General features: G+C 69.2%; 15 protein-coding genes. 5 read left to right on the plus strand and 10 right to left on the minus strand.

What is annotated here, in order from left to right:
• The first annotated feature begins 46 nt into the window (after positions 1-46).
• The gene (locus tag ACYVKL_RS29630; protein ID WP_379166432.1) at positions 47-667 is read left to right on the plus strand and encodes a TetR family transcriptional regulator; all 621 of its coding nucleotides are present in this window, start codon (positions 47-49) and stop codon (positions 665-667) included.
• A gap of 6 nt (positions 668-673) precedes the next feature.
• Here the strand turns inward: ACYVKL_RS29630 and ACYVKL_RS29635 are convergent, their stop codons facing one another.
• From ACYVKL_RS29635 to ACYVKL_RS29645, 3 genes are all read right to left on the minus strand, one after another.
• Entirely contained in the window at positions 674-1,900 is a 1,227-nt protein-coding gene (locus ACYVKL_RS29635) for a lipase family protein (RefSeq protein ID WP_379166433.1), read from the minus strand.
• A gap of 65 nt (positions 1,901-1,965) precedes the next feature.
• Entirely contained in the window at positions 1,966-2,697 is a 732-nt protein-coding gene (locus tag ACYVKL_RS29640) for a DUF8020 domain-containing protein (RefSeq protein WP_379166434.1), read from the minus strand.
• 25 nt (positions 2,698-2,722) lie between these two features.
• Positions 2,723-3,460 carry a DUF8020 domain-containing protein gene (locus tag ACYVKL_RS29645; protein WP_379166435.1) on the minus strand — a complete coding sequence of 246 codons (738 nt, stop codon included), beginning with the start codon at positions 3,458-3,460 and terminating at the stop codon, positions 2,723-2,725.
• Between the two features lie 148 nt (positions 3,461-3,608).
• On the opposite strand from ACYVKL_RS29645, the gene ACYVKL_RS29650 reads away from it, so the two are divergent.
• Together ACYVKL_RS29650 and ACYVKL_RS29655 are read left to right on the plus strand one after the other, a co-directional pair.
• On the plus strand, positions 3,609-4,826 hold the full coding sequence (locus tag ACYVKL_RS29650) for a glycoside hydrolase family 1 protein (RefSeq protein WP_379166436.1): 1,218 nt from the start codon (positions 3,609-3,611) through the stop codon (positions 4,824-4,826).
• On the plus strand, positions 4,820-5,428 hold the full coding sequence (locus tag ACYVKL_RS29655; RefSeq protein WP_379166437.1) for a GDSL-type esterase/lipase family protein: 609 nt from the start codon (positions 4,820-4,822) through the stop codon (positions 5,426-5,428). The genes ACYVKL_RS29650 and ACYVKL_RS29655 overlap by 7 nt, the downstream gene beginning before the upstream one ends.
• Before the next feature lie 69 nt (positions 5,429-5,497).
• Here the strand turns inward: ACYVKL_RS29655 and ACYVKL_RS29660 are convergent, their stop codons facing one another.
• From ACYVKL_RS29660 to ACYVKL_RS29675, 4 genes are all read right to left on the minus strand, one after another.
• A complete protein-coding gene (locus tag ACYVKL_RS29660) occupies positions 5,498-7,036 on the minus strand; it encodes an MFS transporter (protein WP_379166438.1) in 1,539 nt (512 codons plus the stop codon).
• A 44-nt stretch (positions 7,037-7,080) separates the two neighbouring features.
• Positions 7,081-8,349: an MFS transporter gene (locus ACYVKL_RS29665; protein ID WP_379166439.1), complete on the minus strand. Its 1,269-nt coding sequence runs from the start codon at positions 8,347-8,349 to the stop codon at positions 7,081-7,083.
• Between the two features lie 11 nt (positions 8,350-8,360).
• Entirely contained in the window at positions 8,361-9,212 is an 852-nt protein-coding gene (locus ACYVKL_RS29670) for an SDR family oxidoreductase (protein ID WP_379166440.1), read from the minus strand.
• 111 nt (positions 9,213-9,323) lie between these two features.
• Complete coding sequence (locus tag ACYVKL_RS29675) at positions 9,324-10,136, minus strand: dienelactone hydrolase family protein (protein ID WP_379166441.1); 813 nt, start codon at positions 10,134-10,136, stop codon at positions 9,324-9,326.
• Between the two features lie 50 nt (positions 10,137-10,186).
• On the opposite strand from ACYVKL_RS29675, the gene ACYVKL_RS29680 reads away from it, so the two are divergent.
• A complete protein-coding gene (locus ACYVKL_RS29680) occupies positions 10,187-11,200 on the plus strand; it encodes a GlxA family transcriptional regulator (protein ID WP_379166442.1) in 1,014 nt (337 codons plus the stop codon).
• A gap of 102 nt (positions 11,201-11,302) precedes the next feature.
• The gene (locus ACYVKL_RS29685) at positions 11,303-11,788 is read left to right on the plus strand and encodes a DUF3237 domain-containing protein (RefSeq protein WP_379166443.1); all 486 of its coding nucleotides are present in this window, start codon (positions 11,303-11,305) and stop codon (positions 11,786-11,788) included.
• Between the two features lie 31 nt (positions 11,789-11,819).
• Here the strand turns inward: ACYVKL_RS29685 and ACYVKL_RS29690 are convergent, their stop codons facing one another.
• From ACYVKL_RS29690 to ACYVKL_RS29700, 3 genes are read right to left on the minus strand one after another with little or no spacing between them, the layout of a single operon-like run.
• Entirely contained in the window at positions 11,820-12,995 is a 1,176-nt protein-coding gene (locus ACYVKL_RS29690) for a cytochrome P450 (protein WP_379166444.1), read from the minus strand.
• Positions 12,996-13,013: 18 nt separating this feature from the next.
• Positions 13,014-14,219, minus strand: a complete 1,206-nt coding sequence (locus ACYVKL_RS29695; RefSeq protein WP_379166445.1) for a GNAT family N-acetyltransferase — start codon at positions 14,217-14,219, stop codon at positions 13,014-13,016.
• Positions 14,216-15,511 (minus strand): DegT/DnrJ/EryC1/StrS family aminotransferase, encoded by a 1,296-nt coding sequence (locus ACYVKL_RS29700; RefSeq protein ID WP_379166446.1) that lies wholly within the window; start codon positions 15,509-15,511, stop codon positions 14,216-14,218. Before ACYVKL_RS29700 ends, ACYVKL_RS29695 begins: the two co-directional genes overlap by 4 nt.
• Between the last annotated feature and the right edge of the window lie 3 nt (positions 15,512-15,514).

The following is a 15,514-nucleotide window of genomic DNA, read 5'->3' on the forward strand; positions in this document are numbered from 1 at the left end:
CACAGTGAACGAACGAAACCCGTTCAGCGAGTGAAAGGTCGGAGCAATGGCGCGAACACGCGACGCCGAACAGTCGGGCGCGGCACGCCGCGGCCAGATCCTCGCCGCCGCCATGACCCTGTTCGCCGAGAACGGGTACCGGGGCACATCGCTGGCGGCGGTCGCCACCGCCGCCGGCATCACCCGCTCCGGGGTGCTGCACCACTTCTCCAGCAAGGAAGCGCTGTTGTCGGCCGTGCTGGCCGAACGTGATCAGCAGGCGTTCGACGCGGTCGAGGTCGATCGAGAGTACGAGGGCCCCGCGGTGCATCGGGCCCTGGACATCGTGGACGATCTGGCGGAACGCAATCGGGCCGATCCCGAACTCACCCGGATGAGCCATCTGGCTCTCTTCGGATCCGCCGACGCCCCGGACATGGCGCACGAGTGGTCGAACGAGCGCATCCGCACCTACCGCGACAACCTGGCCGGAGTGTTCGAGCAGAGTGCCGCCGCCGGCGAGATCCGCGCTGACGTGGATGCCGAGGCCGCGGCGCTGCTGCTGGTGGGCGCGCTCACCGGCCTGACCGAACTCTGGCTGCGCGACGACTCGCTGGACATGGTGGCCTCGGTCCGGATGCTCACCGACCTGCTGCGCCGGGATCTGACGCAGCAGGCCGGTGAGTGATTCTGTCTACTGTCCCTGTCCCTGTCCCACAGGGCGATTCAGGTCGGCGTCGATGACCGGGCCACCGACCGTGAGCCATTCCCGCAGGAACTGCTGGGCCGTGGCCTGCCGCTGCGACGCCTCCTGAGCGTGCTCGCCCTGCGGGTCGCGGATGGTGACGACAGTCGTGCCCCCGCGCCGCCAGGCCGCGACCAGATCGTCCGCCTGCGCGACCGGCACTACCTCGTCCGCGTCGGATTGATAGTTGAGGATCGGCATCGCAGGCGCGTGAGCGCCGAGCGAATTCCGTTGCAGCGCTTCGGTCAGCCGGGTGTCGTCACGGTACCTGTCGGCGGTGGCCGCGGCCAGCCGCCAGAACGGGTAGCGAATCAGCAGTTCGATCACACACAGGTCGGCGGCGGCCGCGGTGTCCGCGCGACCTCGCTCGTTGAGGAGCTCGTCGATGCGCGCTTCGGGGAACTCACGCTGATAGGACACGAGCACGCCGACCAGGAAACCCGAGAACATCCCGCCGTCGACATTGGCCATGACCGTGGGCAGGCTCGCGGGCACTCCGCCGATGGCGGCCCCGGCGAAAGCCAGCTCGGGCGCGTAGGTGGGCTGTAGCTCTGCGGCCCAGCCGGTGGCCGCCGCTCCCCCGGAATAGCCGTCCAGCGCCCAGCGGGTATCGCGGCCCAGACCCGCGGGAGTGAACCCACCGGCGGCTCGCACCCCGTCCAGGATGGCGTGCCCGGATTGCGGCCCGGTAAGGAAAGCCGACTTCGGCCCTTCGAAGTCCGGTACCGCCACCGCCCAGCCCTCGGCCAGCATGGCGCCGATCTGGTCCCCGGATTGCAGTGTGCCCGTGCCGATTCCGTAGGACGGCGCACACCGGGTGCCGGTGGAGTCTTCCGGAATCTGCTCGGAGACGGCCGGGCGGGTCCCCGCGCCGGTCCACGGTGCGGTCGGCACGAGCAGCGTGGTGATGCCCAGCTCCGCGTTCCCGTGTGAATCATTGGTGCGGTAGGACACCTGCCAGGCGCGCACCGGGACCGGCAGCGTGGTGTTGATCTCCCGGCCCGCCACCACCTGGCCGTTGCCCAGGGAGTCGAGATCGGGTGGCGGGGCGTAGAACGGATCCTGGTCGGGCACCACGGAAACGGTGACGACCGGGGGCTGTTCGGCGGCGACCGGCCCTGCGGCCGCCGCCGTGGCGACGGCCAGCGCGGAGGCCACCGCTAGACGCGAAATCATGAAATACGTTCTCTCGGTTGATTGTCGAATCGGCGGCGCGCCCCCGGCCGGCCGTCGCTGGCCGGTCAGCTACCGGAACCGCTGCTACTGCCCGATCCGAGGGAGGGGGGCATGCGCAAGACGGCGTCCGGGACTCCGGTGCCGTTGGGGTCGAGCACACCGCCCTGGTGGGCGTACATGCTCTGGCCGGGTTCGGCGTTCACCGTCGAGAGGTAGCGCCACACGCCGTCGGCCACTGCCGCGCCACCGGCGACGAGGGTCCCCAGCAGCCCACCCGCGCCCGCGAAGGTGCCGATGGCGGCAGGTGCGGTCGCCAAGCACGCGGGCCCGACGATCAGGCATGAACCCAGGCCGATGACCGCGCCGACCGCCGCGCCCAAGAACGCGCCGGCAATCGATCCGAGCGGGATCTTGGTCATGTTCGCGGCGAAGTCGTTGACCGCCAGCTGTTCTTCCATCGGCGAGGCGACCGGCTTCAGGCCGAGGTCGGGGGTCAGCGTGAGGGCGCGCCCGGAATCCATGATCCGGTAGCGCATCGGATGCGATGTGCCGTCCATCAGAAACCCGGTCGGCAGGCTCAGGACCGGCTGCCCGTCGAGGGTGCGGATCTCTACGCCCTGTCCGTCCGCGGTGGCGGCGAACAGCGCGTGATCGAGCACGGCCAGTACGGAGTCGCCGACCACACGGGCGGCAACGGTGGGCTCCACCGCCGGGGGTTCGGCAATGGCGGCGCCGGTTCCGGTGGCGACCGTGCACGCCGTCAGGGTCGCGACGGAAAGCGTTGTGCGAAGGTTCATCTCAAAGTTCCTAGGTGCTTTCGGCTCAGTTGGCCTCGGCGGGCGCGGCGGGAAGACCGGGCCGGCCCTGCAGGTCCTTGGCGTAGATGCTCTGTCCCGGAGCGGCATTGAGCGCGGTCACGTACTGATAGACGGCGTAGGCGGCCGCCGGTCCGCCGCCGATGACCAGCCCGGCGAGGCCGCCGACGCCGCCCACCATGGTCACGATGGGCATCACCGCGATCACGCAGCCCAGGCTCAGCACCAGGCAGGACGCGCCCGCCAGGGTGAACCCGACGCCGATGCCGATGACCGCGCCGACGGCGGTGCCGATCAGGCTGCCCACCGAGGTGCCGATGCTGACGGAGTTGATCATGTCGTTCATGGCCAGCTGGTTCTCCAGCGGCGAAGCGACGGAGGTCAACCCACCGGAAACGGGATGCAGCGCCGTGCGGTCCAGGGTCGACGCATCGGGTGTCAGGCGCAGCGTGTGCCCGTCAACGGACAGCTGTTCCCGAATCGAGAGCCGTTGCCCGTCGACGGTGTAGATCAGCGGGAGCGAGTCGAGCACGGCGCCCGCCTCGTCGCGGATGCCGACCGCGTCCCCGGCGGCGGCAGCGAAGGTGCCGTGGTCGAGGGTGACCACGACGGTCCCCTCGGACAGCGCGGCGTGATAGCCGACTGGTGAAACGGATTGTTCAGGTGCGGCGTTCGCGGTGGCGGCGGTGACGGCCATACCGGCGACGGCACACGCCGCGATCAGACCCGCGCGACGATTGTTCATCGATACCTCAGTTGTTGGTGGTGCGTTACCGCGGCAGAGCCTACCGACTGATGAGTCAGTCTGCTATAGATTCGGGGAACAAAAACATCGGCGCACTACGTGCGGAAAGGAATTCCCCAATGCATCGACGCTATGAGGTAACCGGCGAATGAACTCGACGCTGCCCGCTGAATTCCTGTGGGGCGCGGCCACCTCACCGCATCAAATCGAGGGAAACAACATCGCCAGCGATTGGTGGGCGCTGGAGAACGGCGACCATCCGGTCGTCCCCGAACGCAGTGGCGACGGGGTCGACAGCTATCACCGCTACCCCGAGGACATGGCGCTGCTCGCGGGCGCGGGTCTGAACGCGTACCGGTTCGGCATCGAGTGGGCCCGTATCGAGCCTGAACGTGGACAGGTCTCGCGGGCGGCGCTCGCGCACTACCGCCGCATGATCCACACCGCGCTCGAATCAGGTCTGACCCCGGTCCTCACGCTGCACCACTTCACCGGTCCGCGCTGGTTCGCCGGCCTGGGCGGCTGGACCAACATGCACGCGGTGGGTCACTTCGCGCGATTCGTGAGCACCGTGATTCCGATTCTGGGCGACGTGCCCTGGATCTGCACCATCAACGAACCGAACATGGTCGCCACCATGGCGGGCGCGCAACGAGCGGTCCCGGACGCGGAGGCGGTGCGCGCCTTCGCGACCGGTGCGCTTCCGGACCCGGATCCGGAAGCCGCCCGCATCCTCGTCGAAGCCCATCACATCGCCACCGAGATCCTGAAGGCTGAGACCGATGCCGCCGTCGGGTGGAGCGTCGCGCAGCAGTCGTTCGTGGCCGCCCCCGGCTGCGAAGACCAACTGGCCCAGGCGAATCGGCTGTGGGAGGACCCGTATCTCGAGGCCGCCCGCGACGACGACTTCATCGGCACGCAGGCCTACACCAGCCGTTTGGTGGGACCCGATGGCCCTATCCCCCATCCCGAGGACCCCGGCAATACCCTCACCGGCTGGGCCTATCGTCCCGATGCGTTGGGCATCGCCATCCGCCACGCCTGGCAGGTCACCGGCGGCACGCCGATCCTGGTGACCGAGAACGGCATCGCCACCGACGACGACGCGCGCCGGATCGCCTACACCGGTGCGGCGCTCGATCACCTGCGGCAGACCATGGCCGAGGGTATCGACGTGCGCGGATACCTACACTGGTCGGCGCTGGACAACTACGAATGGGGCCACTGGCGGCCCACGTTCGGGCTGATCGGGGTGGACCGCGCCACCTTCGCCCGCTCCCCCAAACCCAGCCTGGCCTGGCTGGGCCAGGTCGCCCGCGCCAACACCCTGCCCACCGCCGAGTACTGGGAGAACCAGCCGTGCTGATCTATCGACTGGGCCGCCGCTACATGCTGCGGACCTCCATCGCCATGCGGGCCTCCCAGTTCGAGCAGCTGCCCGCGCCGACCGGGCGGGTGGTGTTCTTCGGCGACAGCATCACCGAGGGCGGCCTGTGGGATGAGTGGTTCCCCCAGGTCCGTCCGGTCAATCGCGGCATCGGCGGCAATACCGTCGATGATCTGCGCGCCCGGCTGGACACCGCGATCGACGCACCCGCGGCGATCTTCCTGCTCATCGGCACCAACGATCTCGGGCTGGGCGAGACGCCCGGGCAGGTCGCCGAGAAGCTGCGCCTGCTGGTCGAGGAGATTCGCGAGCGAGCCCCGCACGCGCCGCTGCATGTGCAGAGTGTCATGCCGCGGAAGGCGAAATTCGCGGAGCGGATTCGCGAATTGAATTCCGCCGCTTGGCAGATCGCCGCGGAGGCGGATGCGGCGTATATCGATCTGTGGCCCGCGCTGGCCGACTCCAATGGTGCGTTGCAGCCGGAATTCACCCGCGACGGGTTGCATCTGTCGGGCGCCGGCTATGCGGCCTGGATCGACGTACTGCGGCCACACCTCGCCGCCCTGCCCATCGAGCACTGAGCGTCGCTGCCCGCGAATGGCACTGGCCGGAACGGATTCCGTTCCGGCCAGTGCCATATGAGTGCAGGGTCAGCTCGGCTGTGGTGTGATCGCGCGATCGGACATGATCGCCTCGATGCTCACCTGCTCGATGGTGCGCGGCACCAGCAACGCGAACACCAGCCCGGCGACGGCGATGCCCGCGGCGATGAGGAATCCGATCTCCAGCCCCCGCTCGGTGTAGACGATCGCGCCATTGAGCATCCGGGTGATGAACGGTGGCAACTCGGCGACATAGGAGCCGTTCATGACCGAGAAGGCGATGATCGGCCCGATCGCCGGAATCACGGTCTGGGACACGCTCACCAGCGCGGCGGTCGACGCCTGGACACCGGGCGGCACGGCCGCCATCAGCAGGTTCGGCGTCGCCGCGTAGGCCAGCCCGGTGCCGAGCCCGACCAGACCGGCGAACATCAGCACGACGTTCTCGCTGTCGTGGGCGTACGCGGTGAGCGCCGAACCCAGTGCGGTCGAGAACATTCCGAGCGCCAGCAGCCATCCGGGCCGCAGCAGGCGGCGACCCACCAGCACGCCGACCGCGATGCCACCGATCACGCTCGCCAGCCCGATCGGCACCAGATATCGCGCGACACCGGTCGGGGTGACTCCGAATCCGTAGCCCAGCTTCAGCATGGCGGGCGTCCGGATCAGCATCGGCAGCACAATGGTGTACAAACCCGTTGCCGCATAAACGCATCCGGCCGCGATGGCGGTGCACAGCACGGCGCGGCCGCGCCACAACCGGACGTCGAGCAGCGCGTCCCTGGTCCGGGCCGCGGTTACCCGCCAGACGACGAGCAGGGCGACTCCGACGCCGAGCCAGGCGAGGGTAGCCGGCGCGGCCCAACCCCACGCCGGCCCCTGCGACACCCCGACGAGCACGGCGGCCAGGCCGCCGCCCACCAGGAGCGCGCCTCGCACGCCCACCCGAACCGGCAGCCGCACAGGCGATTCCCGGGTGGTGAGCGCCACCGCCACCGCCGAACCGGCCATGGCGAGGCCGAGGAACCCGAAGACCGTACGGTAGCCGTGATCGTCGAGCAGTCGTTCGGTCAGATACGGCGCGGGTATGGCCGCCAGCCCGACCGCCGCGGTGACGATGGACACCGCGAGCGTGACGGACTTGGGCGGGAAGACATCCCGGGCGAGCGAATAGCTCAGGAACAGGCACGGCACCAGAAACCCCAGCAGGCCGCACCCGGCCAGCAGCGTGCCCATACTCGGCGCGAGCGCCGCCAGCAGCGCGCCCACCGACGCGATCGCCAGGCAGCTCAGCAGGATTCGCCGCTTGCCGTGCAGATCGGCCAGCTTGCCGGCCAGCGGTGCGGTGGCCGCGCCGACGATCAGGAACGACATCATGACCCAGCCGGCGGCGGTGGTGTGGAAGCGCGCCGTGATGGCGGGCTCGACCATCGGGATCAGCGGGTAACTGAGCGCGAGCGTCTCGACGACGGCGACGAGGGCGGCCAGCGAACAGACCGTCCGCCAGGACCAGCCGGGTCGCCGCGGGTCGGGTGGTTCCACCCGCTCGGCGGGTTCGGTGGCGTCGAAGGAGGCGTAGGAAGCCATGGCGGATCCGTTCGGGGGTTGCAGTGGAGAGGTGGAGCGGCGTCTCAGCGGACGCTCTTGATCGGCAGCACCGCGAGCGCACCGAGGCCGGAGATCACGGCGGCGGTCGGATACACCGCGCCGTAGCTTCCGGACAGCTGCACGATGCCGGCGGCGATGGCCGGGGCCAGCACGCTGGGCAGCGTGGTGGCGATATTGAGAATGCCGAGGTCCTTGGCGAAATCGTCCTTGGCGGGCAGGACTTCGGAGACCAGCGCGATATCGACCGCGGTGAAGATGCCGAAGCCGATGGTGGTCACCGCGCCGGAGGCGAACAACCCGGCGACGGTCGGGGACGCCAGCGGGATCAGCGTCGACGCCGCGACGAGCAGGCCGCCGACCAGCACCAGGGGTTTGCGGCGGCCGATGCGGTCGGAGTAGGGCCCGGCCACCGCGATCGCCACCAGGAATCCGGGCAGTCCGACGACGCCGATCAGCGGCACCACCTTGGCGGCCTCGGAGGTACTGAGCCCGATGTATCCCTGCGCCAGATAGAGCTGATAGGTCAGCACCATGAAATAGCCGCCGAAGATGAACAACCGCCCGAGGAAGGCCCAGCCGAAATCGGGATGCCGGCGCGGATCCACCCAGAGCGCGGTGAAGAAGGCCCGCACCGAGAATGCGGCTCGCGGGACACCACGATTATCGGGTTCGGGATTCAGCATGAGGAATGCCACGACGATCACCATGATCAAACCGGTCGCGCTGAGATAGCCCAGCGGAATCCGGTCGGCGAACAAGGAGGCCACGACCGGACCGAGAATCGCCGAAGCGATCGAACCCAAGCCCGACAATGTCGAATACCGGCCGCGCAACGGAGTCGGAATCCGGTCGGGCAGAATCGCCGAGAGCGGACCGGCCAGGGTATTGAATCCGAATTGAATGATCATGGCCGCCACCATGAGCAGTGCGATGGTGTTCGCCTGCCCCGCGGTGATCAGCCCTACCGAACCGATCAGCGCGCCGAGCAGGATCCACGGGGACCGGCCCCCTACCCGGGTGCGGGTGCGGTCGGACAGCACGCCGATCAGCGGCTGGGCGATCATGGCGGCCACCGCCCCGGCCGCCTGCACCAGGGCCAGATTGGTGACCTTGGCGTCGGCGTCCACGGCCTGCACCTGCAGTGCGAAGAAGTATCCGGAGAAGGCGAACCCCAATCCCCAAGCGGCGCTGGCGAACGGCACCGAGGCCAGCAGCCGTTTCACTGCTCGGTCGGGAGATGCGGCATGCTCGGGGGTGGTCATGGCGGCGACGGGGGCGAGCTGGTCGTCCATCAGGTCCCGCCCTAGTCGCTTGCGGGGCACGATGTTTCGACCCGATCGGCGAGCGCGTCGTCGGCCATCCGCCACATCTGCTCGACCTGGCCGCGGAAGGTCTCGCGGCTGAATTCGGGGAGCGCGAAGACCAGTGGATCGCCGCGCAATATTCCGTCGACGGCGATCCGCGCTACCTCGTGCGGTTCGATGGCCAGCGGAATTACCCCGGTGCCGAACGGCTCCCGCGCGCGCCGCCCGTAACCCTCGGGCCGATTGCGCTGGGCGTCGAGAATGCGGGTGGCCGCCTGGCCCGGGCACAGCAGCGTCACGCCGATCCCGTCTTCGGCCAGTTCGGGGCGCAATCCGAGGGTGATGCCGACGACCGCGTGCTTGGTGGCGCTGTAGAGCGCGCTGGTGGCGGTGTCGGGCAGGAACGCGTGCGTGGACGCCGTGTTCATCACATGCCGCCACCCGGTGGTCTGGCGCATCCGGGGCAGGAAGGCGTGCAGGCAGTTGAGCATGCCCTCGACGTTCACCGACGACAGCCACCGCCAGTCACCGATCGTCGCGTCGGCCACCTCCCCGAACAACAGCACTCCCGCGTTGTTGCACAGCAATTCGACCGATCCGAACTCCTCGTAGCTGACCGCGGCCAGTTCGGCGACCGATCCCGGGTCCGACACATCCACCCCGTAGCCGAGCGCGCGAATTCCGCGCCCGCACAGCTCCGCGGCGGTCCGCCGTACTCCGATCTCGTCGATGTCGGCCAGCACGACCGACATCCCCCGCGCGCCGAGTTCGGCGGCGAGTGCGGCGCCGATCCCTCCTGCCGCGCCGGTGACTACGGCGGTACGGCCGGTGAACGGGTCTAGTTCAGGCATTGAGGCCCTTCCTCGAACATGCCCGTCCTCACAGAACAGGCAGACTGACTCATAAGTCGGTCAGCCTAGCCTGTTGCCCCGCTCACGTCGAGGGGCCATCTCCGACCCACGTCACAGCGAGGTCTGCGCCAAGCGGGTGGCGAGGAAGGCGAGGATTTCGTCACGCGCCGCCAGCGTGGGGTGACCGGTCGTGTCGACGAGGTGCGCGGTGACCACGCTGTGCGGAGTCCGGACCACCTGGGCGAAGAACGGCGGCGGACTTGGGTTCGCATGCTCGGAACCCAGGACACGGCCGTCGAAGCGGTCGCCGAGGAGATTTCGATACGCGGCGAATCTGGCCGCCCCGCACCATTTGTCGCCTTCGAAGCGGTAGCCCAGGGCTCGCAGATCATCGCGTTCGAACCGGCTCGCGATCGCCGTGGCGTCCTCGGATGAGATTTCCAGTGCGCCGGGGTCATCGAAGGGCAACGACGGATGGTTGACGACCGGGGCGATGACGGACGGCTCGAGCGTCATCGTCAATGCGAAATTCCCTGTCAGGCAGAGACCTATCGCTCCCACTCCGGGACCGCCGCATTCCTGATGGGCGATGCGGGCCAGGCCGCGCAGCCAGCTCACGACGGGGCTGGTGCCGGCGCCGGCGAGCACGCGGAATTCGGCGCTGACGCAGATGCGGTCGTAGATCTGCTTGCCGAGTTCGACTGTGGGGTAGGCGCCGTCGATGCCGAAGAGGGAGGGCATGTAGACGGTGAAGCCGGCTTCGCGGATCCAGCGGGCGAAGCGGGCTACGTCGGGGCTGATGCCGGGCAATTCGGGCATCAGGACTACGGCGGGGCCGGAGCCGGATACGTGCACGATCTTGGTGACGGCGTCGATGGTGATACCGCGTCGGGTGAAGTCTTGCAGGGTGTCGTCGGGCTCCATGGGAAGGAAGGTAGGGCGTTGACGCGGACTGTCACATAGGCTGGATCGCCATGTACGAGGGTGATCTGGCCACAGGGGCGGGTGCGAGCCGGTTGCGGGTCGGTGTGCTGGCATATCCGGGGGCGTTCGGATCGCAGATCTATGCGATTCCGGATCTGCTGACGATCGCCGGGCATGTTGCTCCGGGGGCGCAACCGCCGGAGATCGTCGTGATGTCGCCGCGGCGGCATGTCGTCGCGGCGGGCGGAATCCGGGTGGCGGTGGCACCGCTGCGTGAGGTCGATGTGCTGGTTGTTCCCGGGTTCGACACGGGAGCCACTCCGGAGTTCGCCGGCGTCGCAGCCCGATTGGCGCCGGAGATCGCGGCGATCCGACAGCACCGCGCTCAGGGGGCGAAGGTGGTCTCGATTTGCGTCGGGGCGTTTCTGCTGGCCGAAGCCGGATTGCTCGCGGGGCGGGAGGCGACCACCTCGTGGCTCTACGCACCGGACTTGGCCGAGACGTACCCGGATGTCACCGTTGTCGCCGAGCGCACGGTGGTCGTCGCGGCGGAGGTGATCACCACTGCCGCATTCAGTGCCATGTACGACCTCGCGCTGACGCTGGTGCGTGAACATCACGGCGACCGGGTCGCGCGCACCACGGCGCGCGTGACGCTGCTCGACGACACCCGGACTCGGCAGACGCCCTATGTCGATCCGGGACTGGTCCCGGCTCGCCGCGGTGGTCAGCTCTCGCGGCAGGTCACGCGATACCTCGATCGAAACCTCGACCAGCGCTACGACCTCGACGCGCTGGCCGCGGTCGTCGGGGTCAGTCCGCGCACCCTGCTGCGTCGCTTCGCGCGCGAAACACAGCAGACGCCATTGGAGTACCTCCAGCAGGCGAGGGTGCGGCGGGCCGGTCTGCTCCTCGAAGAAACCGATCACTCGGTGGCCAGGATCAGCCACCTCGTCGGATACCGGGATGCGGCAACCTTCGCCAAACTCTTCCGGCGCCACACCGGCTGCGCGCCCGGCGAGTACCGCACTGCCTTCCAACGCACCACCGCACAGGACCGCTGATCCCCCGAACTTCGGCGTTTACATCACATACGACCGTACGTATAGTTTGAATCGCAGGCCGAAGTGGTTCGGCGACACAATGATTCGAAAGCGGTGCGGACTATGGACACACGGGTCAAGGATGTCGGGGCGGTCGAGACGGACTTCCTGTTCGATCTGGTGGCGGACTTGAATCCCCCGTTGAGCATCGGTGGGCCGCTCGGGCACCGGACGATGTTCGGGGTGGCGGCCGGCAGCTTCGAGGGACCGAAGATTCGCGGGGAGGTACTGCCCGGCGGCGGGGACTGGGCGGTGTTCCGGCCGGACGGCAACATGCATCTCGATGTGCGACTCACGCTGCGGACCGACGACGGCGAGCTGGTGTCCATGAGTTACGGAGGGCGGTGGATCATCCCGTCCGAATTGCGAACTGCGGTCAAGGATCCCGCCGTCAACAGGGCGATCGACCCGGCCCAGTACTACTGGCGCACGTCGGTGCTGTTCGAAACCGGGTCGGAACGCTATTCGTGGTTGAACGACATCGTGGCGGTGGGTTCGGGCTATCTTGTCGAGGGCGGGGTCGCCTACCGGGTTTCCGAGGTTCTGTGAGGGGAAATCGGTAGCAGCACAAGCTGTTCGGCTACCACCGCACCGGCAGTGCGGTGAGCCCGCCGGTGAAGATATCGTCGCGTTCTCGCAGAGTGGCGGGGTCGACGGCGAACGTGAGGGTGGGGAATCGGGCGACCAGCTGACCGAACGCGACCTGGAGTTCGAGGCGGGCCAGGGGTGCGCCGAGGCAGTAGCGGGGGCCGTAGCCGAACAGGAAGTGCGCCGATTCCTGCCGGGTGATGTCGACCCGCTCGGGGTCGGTGAAGGCGGCGCGGTCATGGTTGGCGGAGGCCACCCCGAGCAGGACCAGATCGCCGGCGGCGATGTCGGTGTCGTCGATGGTGAGTTCGTGGCGGGCGTAGCGCGGCAGGCTGCTGGCGTCGCAGGCGCGCAGCAGTTCTTCGGCCGCGGTCGCGACCAGCTCGGGGCGGTCGCGCAGCAGCTGCCATTGGGCGGGGTTCTCGAGCAGCATGCGGACGCCGACGCCGATCTGCACGGCGGAGGTTTCGTGGCCGGCGAACAGCAGAACCATGGCGTGGGTGGCGATTTCGTCGTCGGTGACGCCGTCGACCGCGCACAGGCGGGACACCACGTCGTCACCGGGGTCGCGGCGTTTACGCCCGACCAGGTGCAGGCAGTAGGCGAACAGTTCGGCCACGCCCTGCTCGACCTTGGCGCGGTCGGTGACATGACCGACCGCGTCCACCCAGTCGCGGAAGCGGTTCCGGTCCTCGTACGGGACGCCGAGCAGTTCGCAGATCACCAGCAGCGGCAGCGGCAGCGCGAGCGCGACCTGCAGGTCGGCGGGCGACCCCTGGGCCTCCATGGCGTCGAGCAGTTCGGTGGTGAGTTGCTCGACGCGCGGCCGCAGTTCCCGCATGCGTTTGGGCGAGAAGTGCGGTTGCAGCAGGGTCCGCATGCGCGCGTGATCTTCGAGTTCGGTGTCGAAGTCACCGATCGGGCCGCCGGAGAAGGCCGACTCCCCCAGTCGCGCCGCGGTATCCGGGGTGCGGTGCGACCGCCCCAGACGCGGGTCGGTGAACAGGTCGCGGACCAGGTCGTAGCCGGTGGCCAGCCAGGCCGAGTCGCCGGTGGGGGTGGTCCAGCGGGTGATTCCGGAGCTGATCACGCCGGTGACCGGGCAGACGGAGGGCGTGGCGTCCGGCAGCGCCAGGGCGGGACGGGGTTCGGCGGGCGTGGCTATCATCGGTGAGTCCTCGGCTGATCAGAAGGGGGTGGTGTTGAAGGGTTTCCGCGTGGCGGCGAAGGCGCGGTCGAGCGTGTCGGCGGCGTCCGCGGTGAGCGATCGCACGCGCCCGGCGCGCTCGAGTTCGCCGATGCTGTGGGTGCCGAAGTAGGCGGTGGTGAGCTCGAGCGGGCCGATGCGGACATCGGCGGCCGCGCCCTCGGCGGCGGTCCAGCGGCCGTGCCCGCCGGTGATGTCGAGGGCGTAGGTGCCCGCGCTCAGTCCCCACGGGTCGGCCACCTCGATCACGCCGTGGAAGTCGCCGCGGAACTCGCGCGCGCCGATGGCCTTGGGCAGGTTGAGGATCCAGGTCGACAGGCCCGCGTCGACGCCGGTCACCGCGGCCGCGCGGGCGTCCTCGAGCAGCAGCGGGGTGGGGTCGTCGACGGCGGTGTCGAGCAGGATGCGGGCGTATTCGCCCTGTCCGAGCAGGCAGCGCAGCAGTTCGCGGTGGGCGGGCACGGTGAGCGCGCAGAAGTCGCGCACGTGCACGGTGTCCCCGGCGAGCTCGTAGACCACGTACCCGTCCGGGTGGGTCAAGACGAAGGCACGCGGGTCCAGGGAGCTCGGCCACCAGGACTCGGCGCGATCCAGCGCACCGGGTGTGGCCCGCTGCCAGCGCGCGTAGACACCGCGTAGCTCCGCCATGGAATCGCCGTACAGCGATTCCCGCACCCGCCCCGAATCCGCGTCGGACGCCCGCAGTTTCGCTCGTCCGCGGTCGATACACAGATGCCGGGTGTGGGTGGTGACGCCGACGTAGGCGTAGCTGCCGCCCGGCCCGGGCATGGCGGCGAACACATCGGCTTCGGTTTCCATGGCGATGGCCATCAGCTCGGCCTGCACCTTGGCGTAGATGCCGCGCTTCTGGTGAGTGGTCGCGACCATGCCCTGCGCGCACGCCGCGACGGTGAGCTGGGCGCCGCCGGGCGCGGTGACGGTGGTGCGAATGATGGCCGCGGTGCCCACGATCCGCGGGTCGCCGTCCTCGGTGACGTCCTCCACGACGGCGATGTCCTCGAGCCGGAACTGCTGCTTCCATGCCTCGAAGTCGTGGGTCTTCACGCCTCCGAAGGCGCGGTCGTAGCGTCCGCGCAGCGCTTCCCAGTCGGCGGTGACGGCCCGGCGGGTGCGGATGCCGTCGATGGTGCGGCTCTCCCAGTCGGCCATGAGTTCGGATGTCATGTCAGGCCTTTCGGTTCCGGGTGCGCGGCGAGCTGGTCGGCGTGGGCGCGCACCTTGTCCAGCGCGGTCAGGATGTCCTCGGTGTCGCCGCGCTCGCCCAGGAGCACGCTGTGGTGCATGAGCAGGGTGTGGTCGCGGTAGTGGTCGGCCCCGGTGAAGGTGCGCCCGGTGGCGCGTTCGGCGGCGTCGGACCACCATTGCGCGAAGCGCGGTTTGGTCTGCGGGCGCAGCAGCACGCTGCGGTGCAGCGGATCGCGGGGCGGGTAGACCCGGGTGCCGAGTTCGGCGGTGAGCGCCGCGGCCACCTGATCGACGGTGGCGGCCCCGAAAGTGCCGGGCCGCACCCGGATTCCGTACTCGTAGACCGCGCGCCGATCCACCGGTGCCGGGACCCGGATGGGGGCGAGTCCGGGAATGTCGGGCAGACCGGCTTCGATCTCTTTGGCCCGTTGTTCGCGCATCGTGTGCTGGTCGTCGAGCCGCGCCAGCTGGTCGAGCAACAGGCCGGCGGTGAGTTCGGACATGCAGTAGTTGGCGCCCATCACGGTGCCGTGTTCGACGAGCTCGTACTCCCCCGCACCGGGCGCGTCCTCGGTGTATCCGCGAGAGTCGGCGCGCAGCATGAGCATTCGCTCGTAGAGGTCGTGGCTGTCGGTGATCGCGGCCCCGGCTTCACCGGCGGCCAGGGATTTGGCTGCCCCCAGGCTGAACACCCCGATCGCGCCGAAGGTCCCGACCGAGCGCCCGGCCCAGCGCGTCCCGTGCGCCTGCGAGCAGTCCTCGATCAGCGCGAGCCCCTCCTGGCCGGTGACCGCGACGATGTCGTCGAGTTCGGCTGCGGTACAGGCCAGATGCACCACGATGACCGCCCGCGTCCGCGGCGAGACGACCGCGCGCAGCTCGTCGGCGGTGAGACAGCCGGTGTCGGGGTCGACGTCGGCGAGCACCGGGATCGCACCCACCCGCAGCACCGCCGTGGCCGGGGCGACCCAGGTCATGGCGGGCACGATGACCTCATCGCCGGGACCGATGCCCAGTGCCTCGAGCGCGATGACCAGCGCGCTGGAGCCGTGATCGACGCTGACCCCGTGCGCGGCCCCGTTGTAGCGCGCGAACGCCTCGGCGAACAGTCGTTCCCGGGACTTGCCGCCGCGCGGGCTGTACCAGGTCACCGACCAGCGCGACGAGTGCAGTGCCGCCAGCAGTTCGGCCGCGGTGCGATTGTCGAATTGCGGCCAGCGCGGCCAGGTCCGATGGGCGCGCACCGGGGCGCCGCCGTGGAGTGCGAGCATGCC

The organism is Nocardia tengchongensis, from assembly GCF_054781395.1.

Excerpts from the sequence above, each read along its gene's own strand:
- ACYVKL_RS29680 (WP_379166442.1), top strand. The coding sequence starts at position 10,187 with ATGTACGAGGGTGATCTGGCCACAGGGGCGGGTGCGAGCCGGTTGCGG.
- ACYVKL_RS29700 (WP_379166446.1), bottom strand. The coding sequence starts at position 15,511 with ATGCTCGCACTCCACGGCGGCGCCCCGGTGCGCGCCCATCGGACCTGG.
- ACYVKL_RS29635 (WP_379166433.1), bottom strand. The coding sequence starts at position 1,900 with ATGATTTCGCGTCTAGCGGTGGCCTCCGCGCTGGCCGTCGCCACGGCG.
- ACYVKL_RS29675 (WP_379166441.1), bottom strand. The coding sequence starts at position 10,136 with ATGGAGCCCGACGACACCCTGCAAGACTTCACCCGACGCGGTATCACC.
- ACYVKL_RS29690 (WP_379166444.1), bottom strand. The coding sequence starts at position 12,995 with ATGATAGCCACGCCCGCCGAACCCCGTCCCGCCCTGGCGCTGCCGGAC.
- ACYVKL_RS29630 (WP_379166432.1), top strand. The coding sequence starts at position 47 with ATGGCGCGAACACGCGACGCCGAACAGTCGGGCGCGGCACGCCGCGGC.
- ACYVKL_RS29645 (WP_379166435.1), bottom strand. The coding sequence starts at position 3,460 with ATGAACAATCGTCGCGCGGGTCTGATCGCGGCGTGTGCCGTCGCCGGT.
- ACYVKL_RS29650 (WP_379166436.1), top strand. The coding sequence starts at position 3,609 with ATGAACTCGACGCTGCCCGCTGAATTCCTGTGGGGCGCGGCCACCTCA.
- ACYVKL_RS29660 (WP_379166438.1), bottom strand. The coding sequence starts at position 7,036 with ATGGCTTCCTACGCCTCCTTCGACGCCACCGAACCCGCCGAGCGGGTG.
- ACYVKL_RS29665 (WP_379166439.1), bottom strand. The coding sequence starts at position 8,349 with ATGGACGACCAGCTCGCCCCCGTCGCCGCCATGACCACCCCCGAGCAT.
- ACYVKL_RS29695 (WP_379166445.1), bottom strand. The coding sequence starts at position 14,219 with ATGACATCCGAACTCATGGCCGACTGGGAGAGCCGCACCATCGACGGC.
- ACYVKL_RS29640 (WP_379166434.1), bottom strand. The coding sequence starts at position 2,697 with ATGAACCTTCGCACAACGCTTTCCGTCGCGACCCTGACGGCGTGCACG.
- ACYVKL_RS29685 (WP_379166443.1), top strand. The coding sequence starts at position 11,303 with ATGGACACACGGGTCAAGGATGTCGGGGCGGTCGAGACGGACTTCCTG.
- ACYVKL_RS29670 (WP_379166440.1), bottom strand. The coding sequence starts at position 9,212 with ATGCCTGAACTAGACCCGTTCACCGGCCGTACCGCCGTAGTCACCGGC.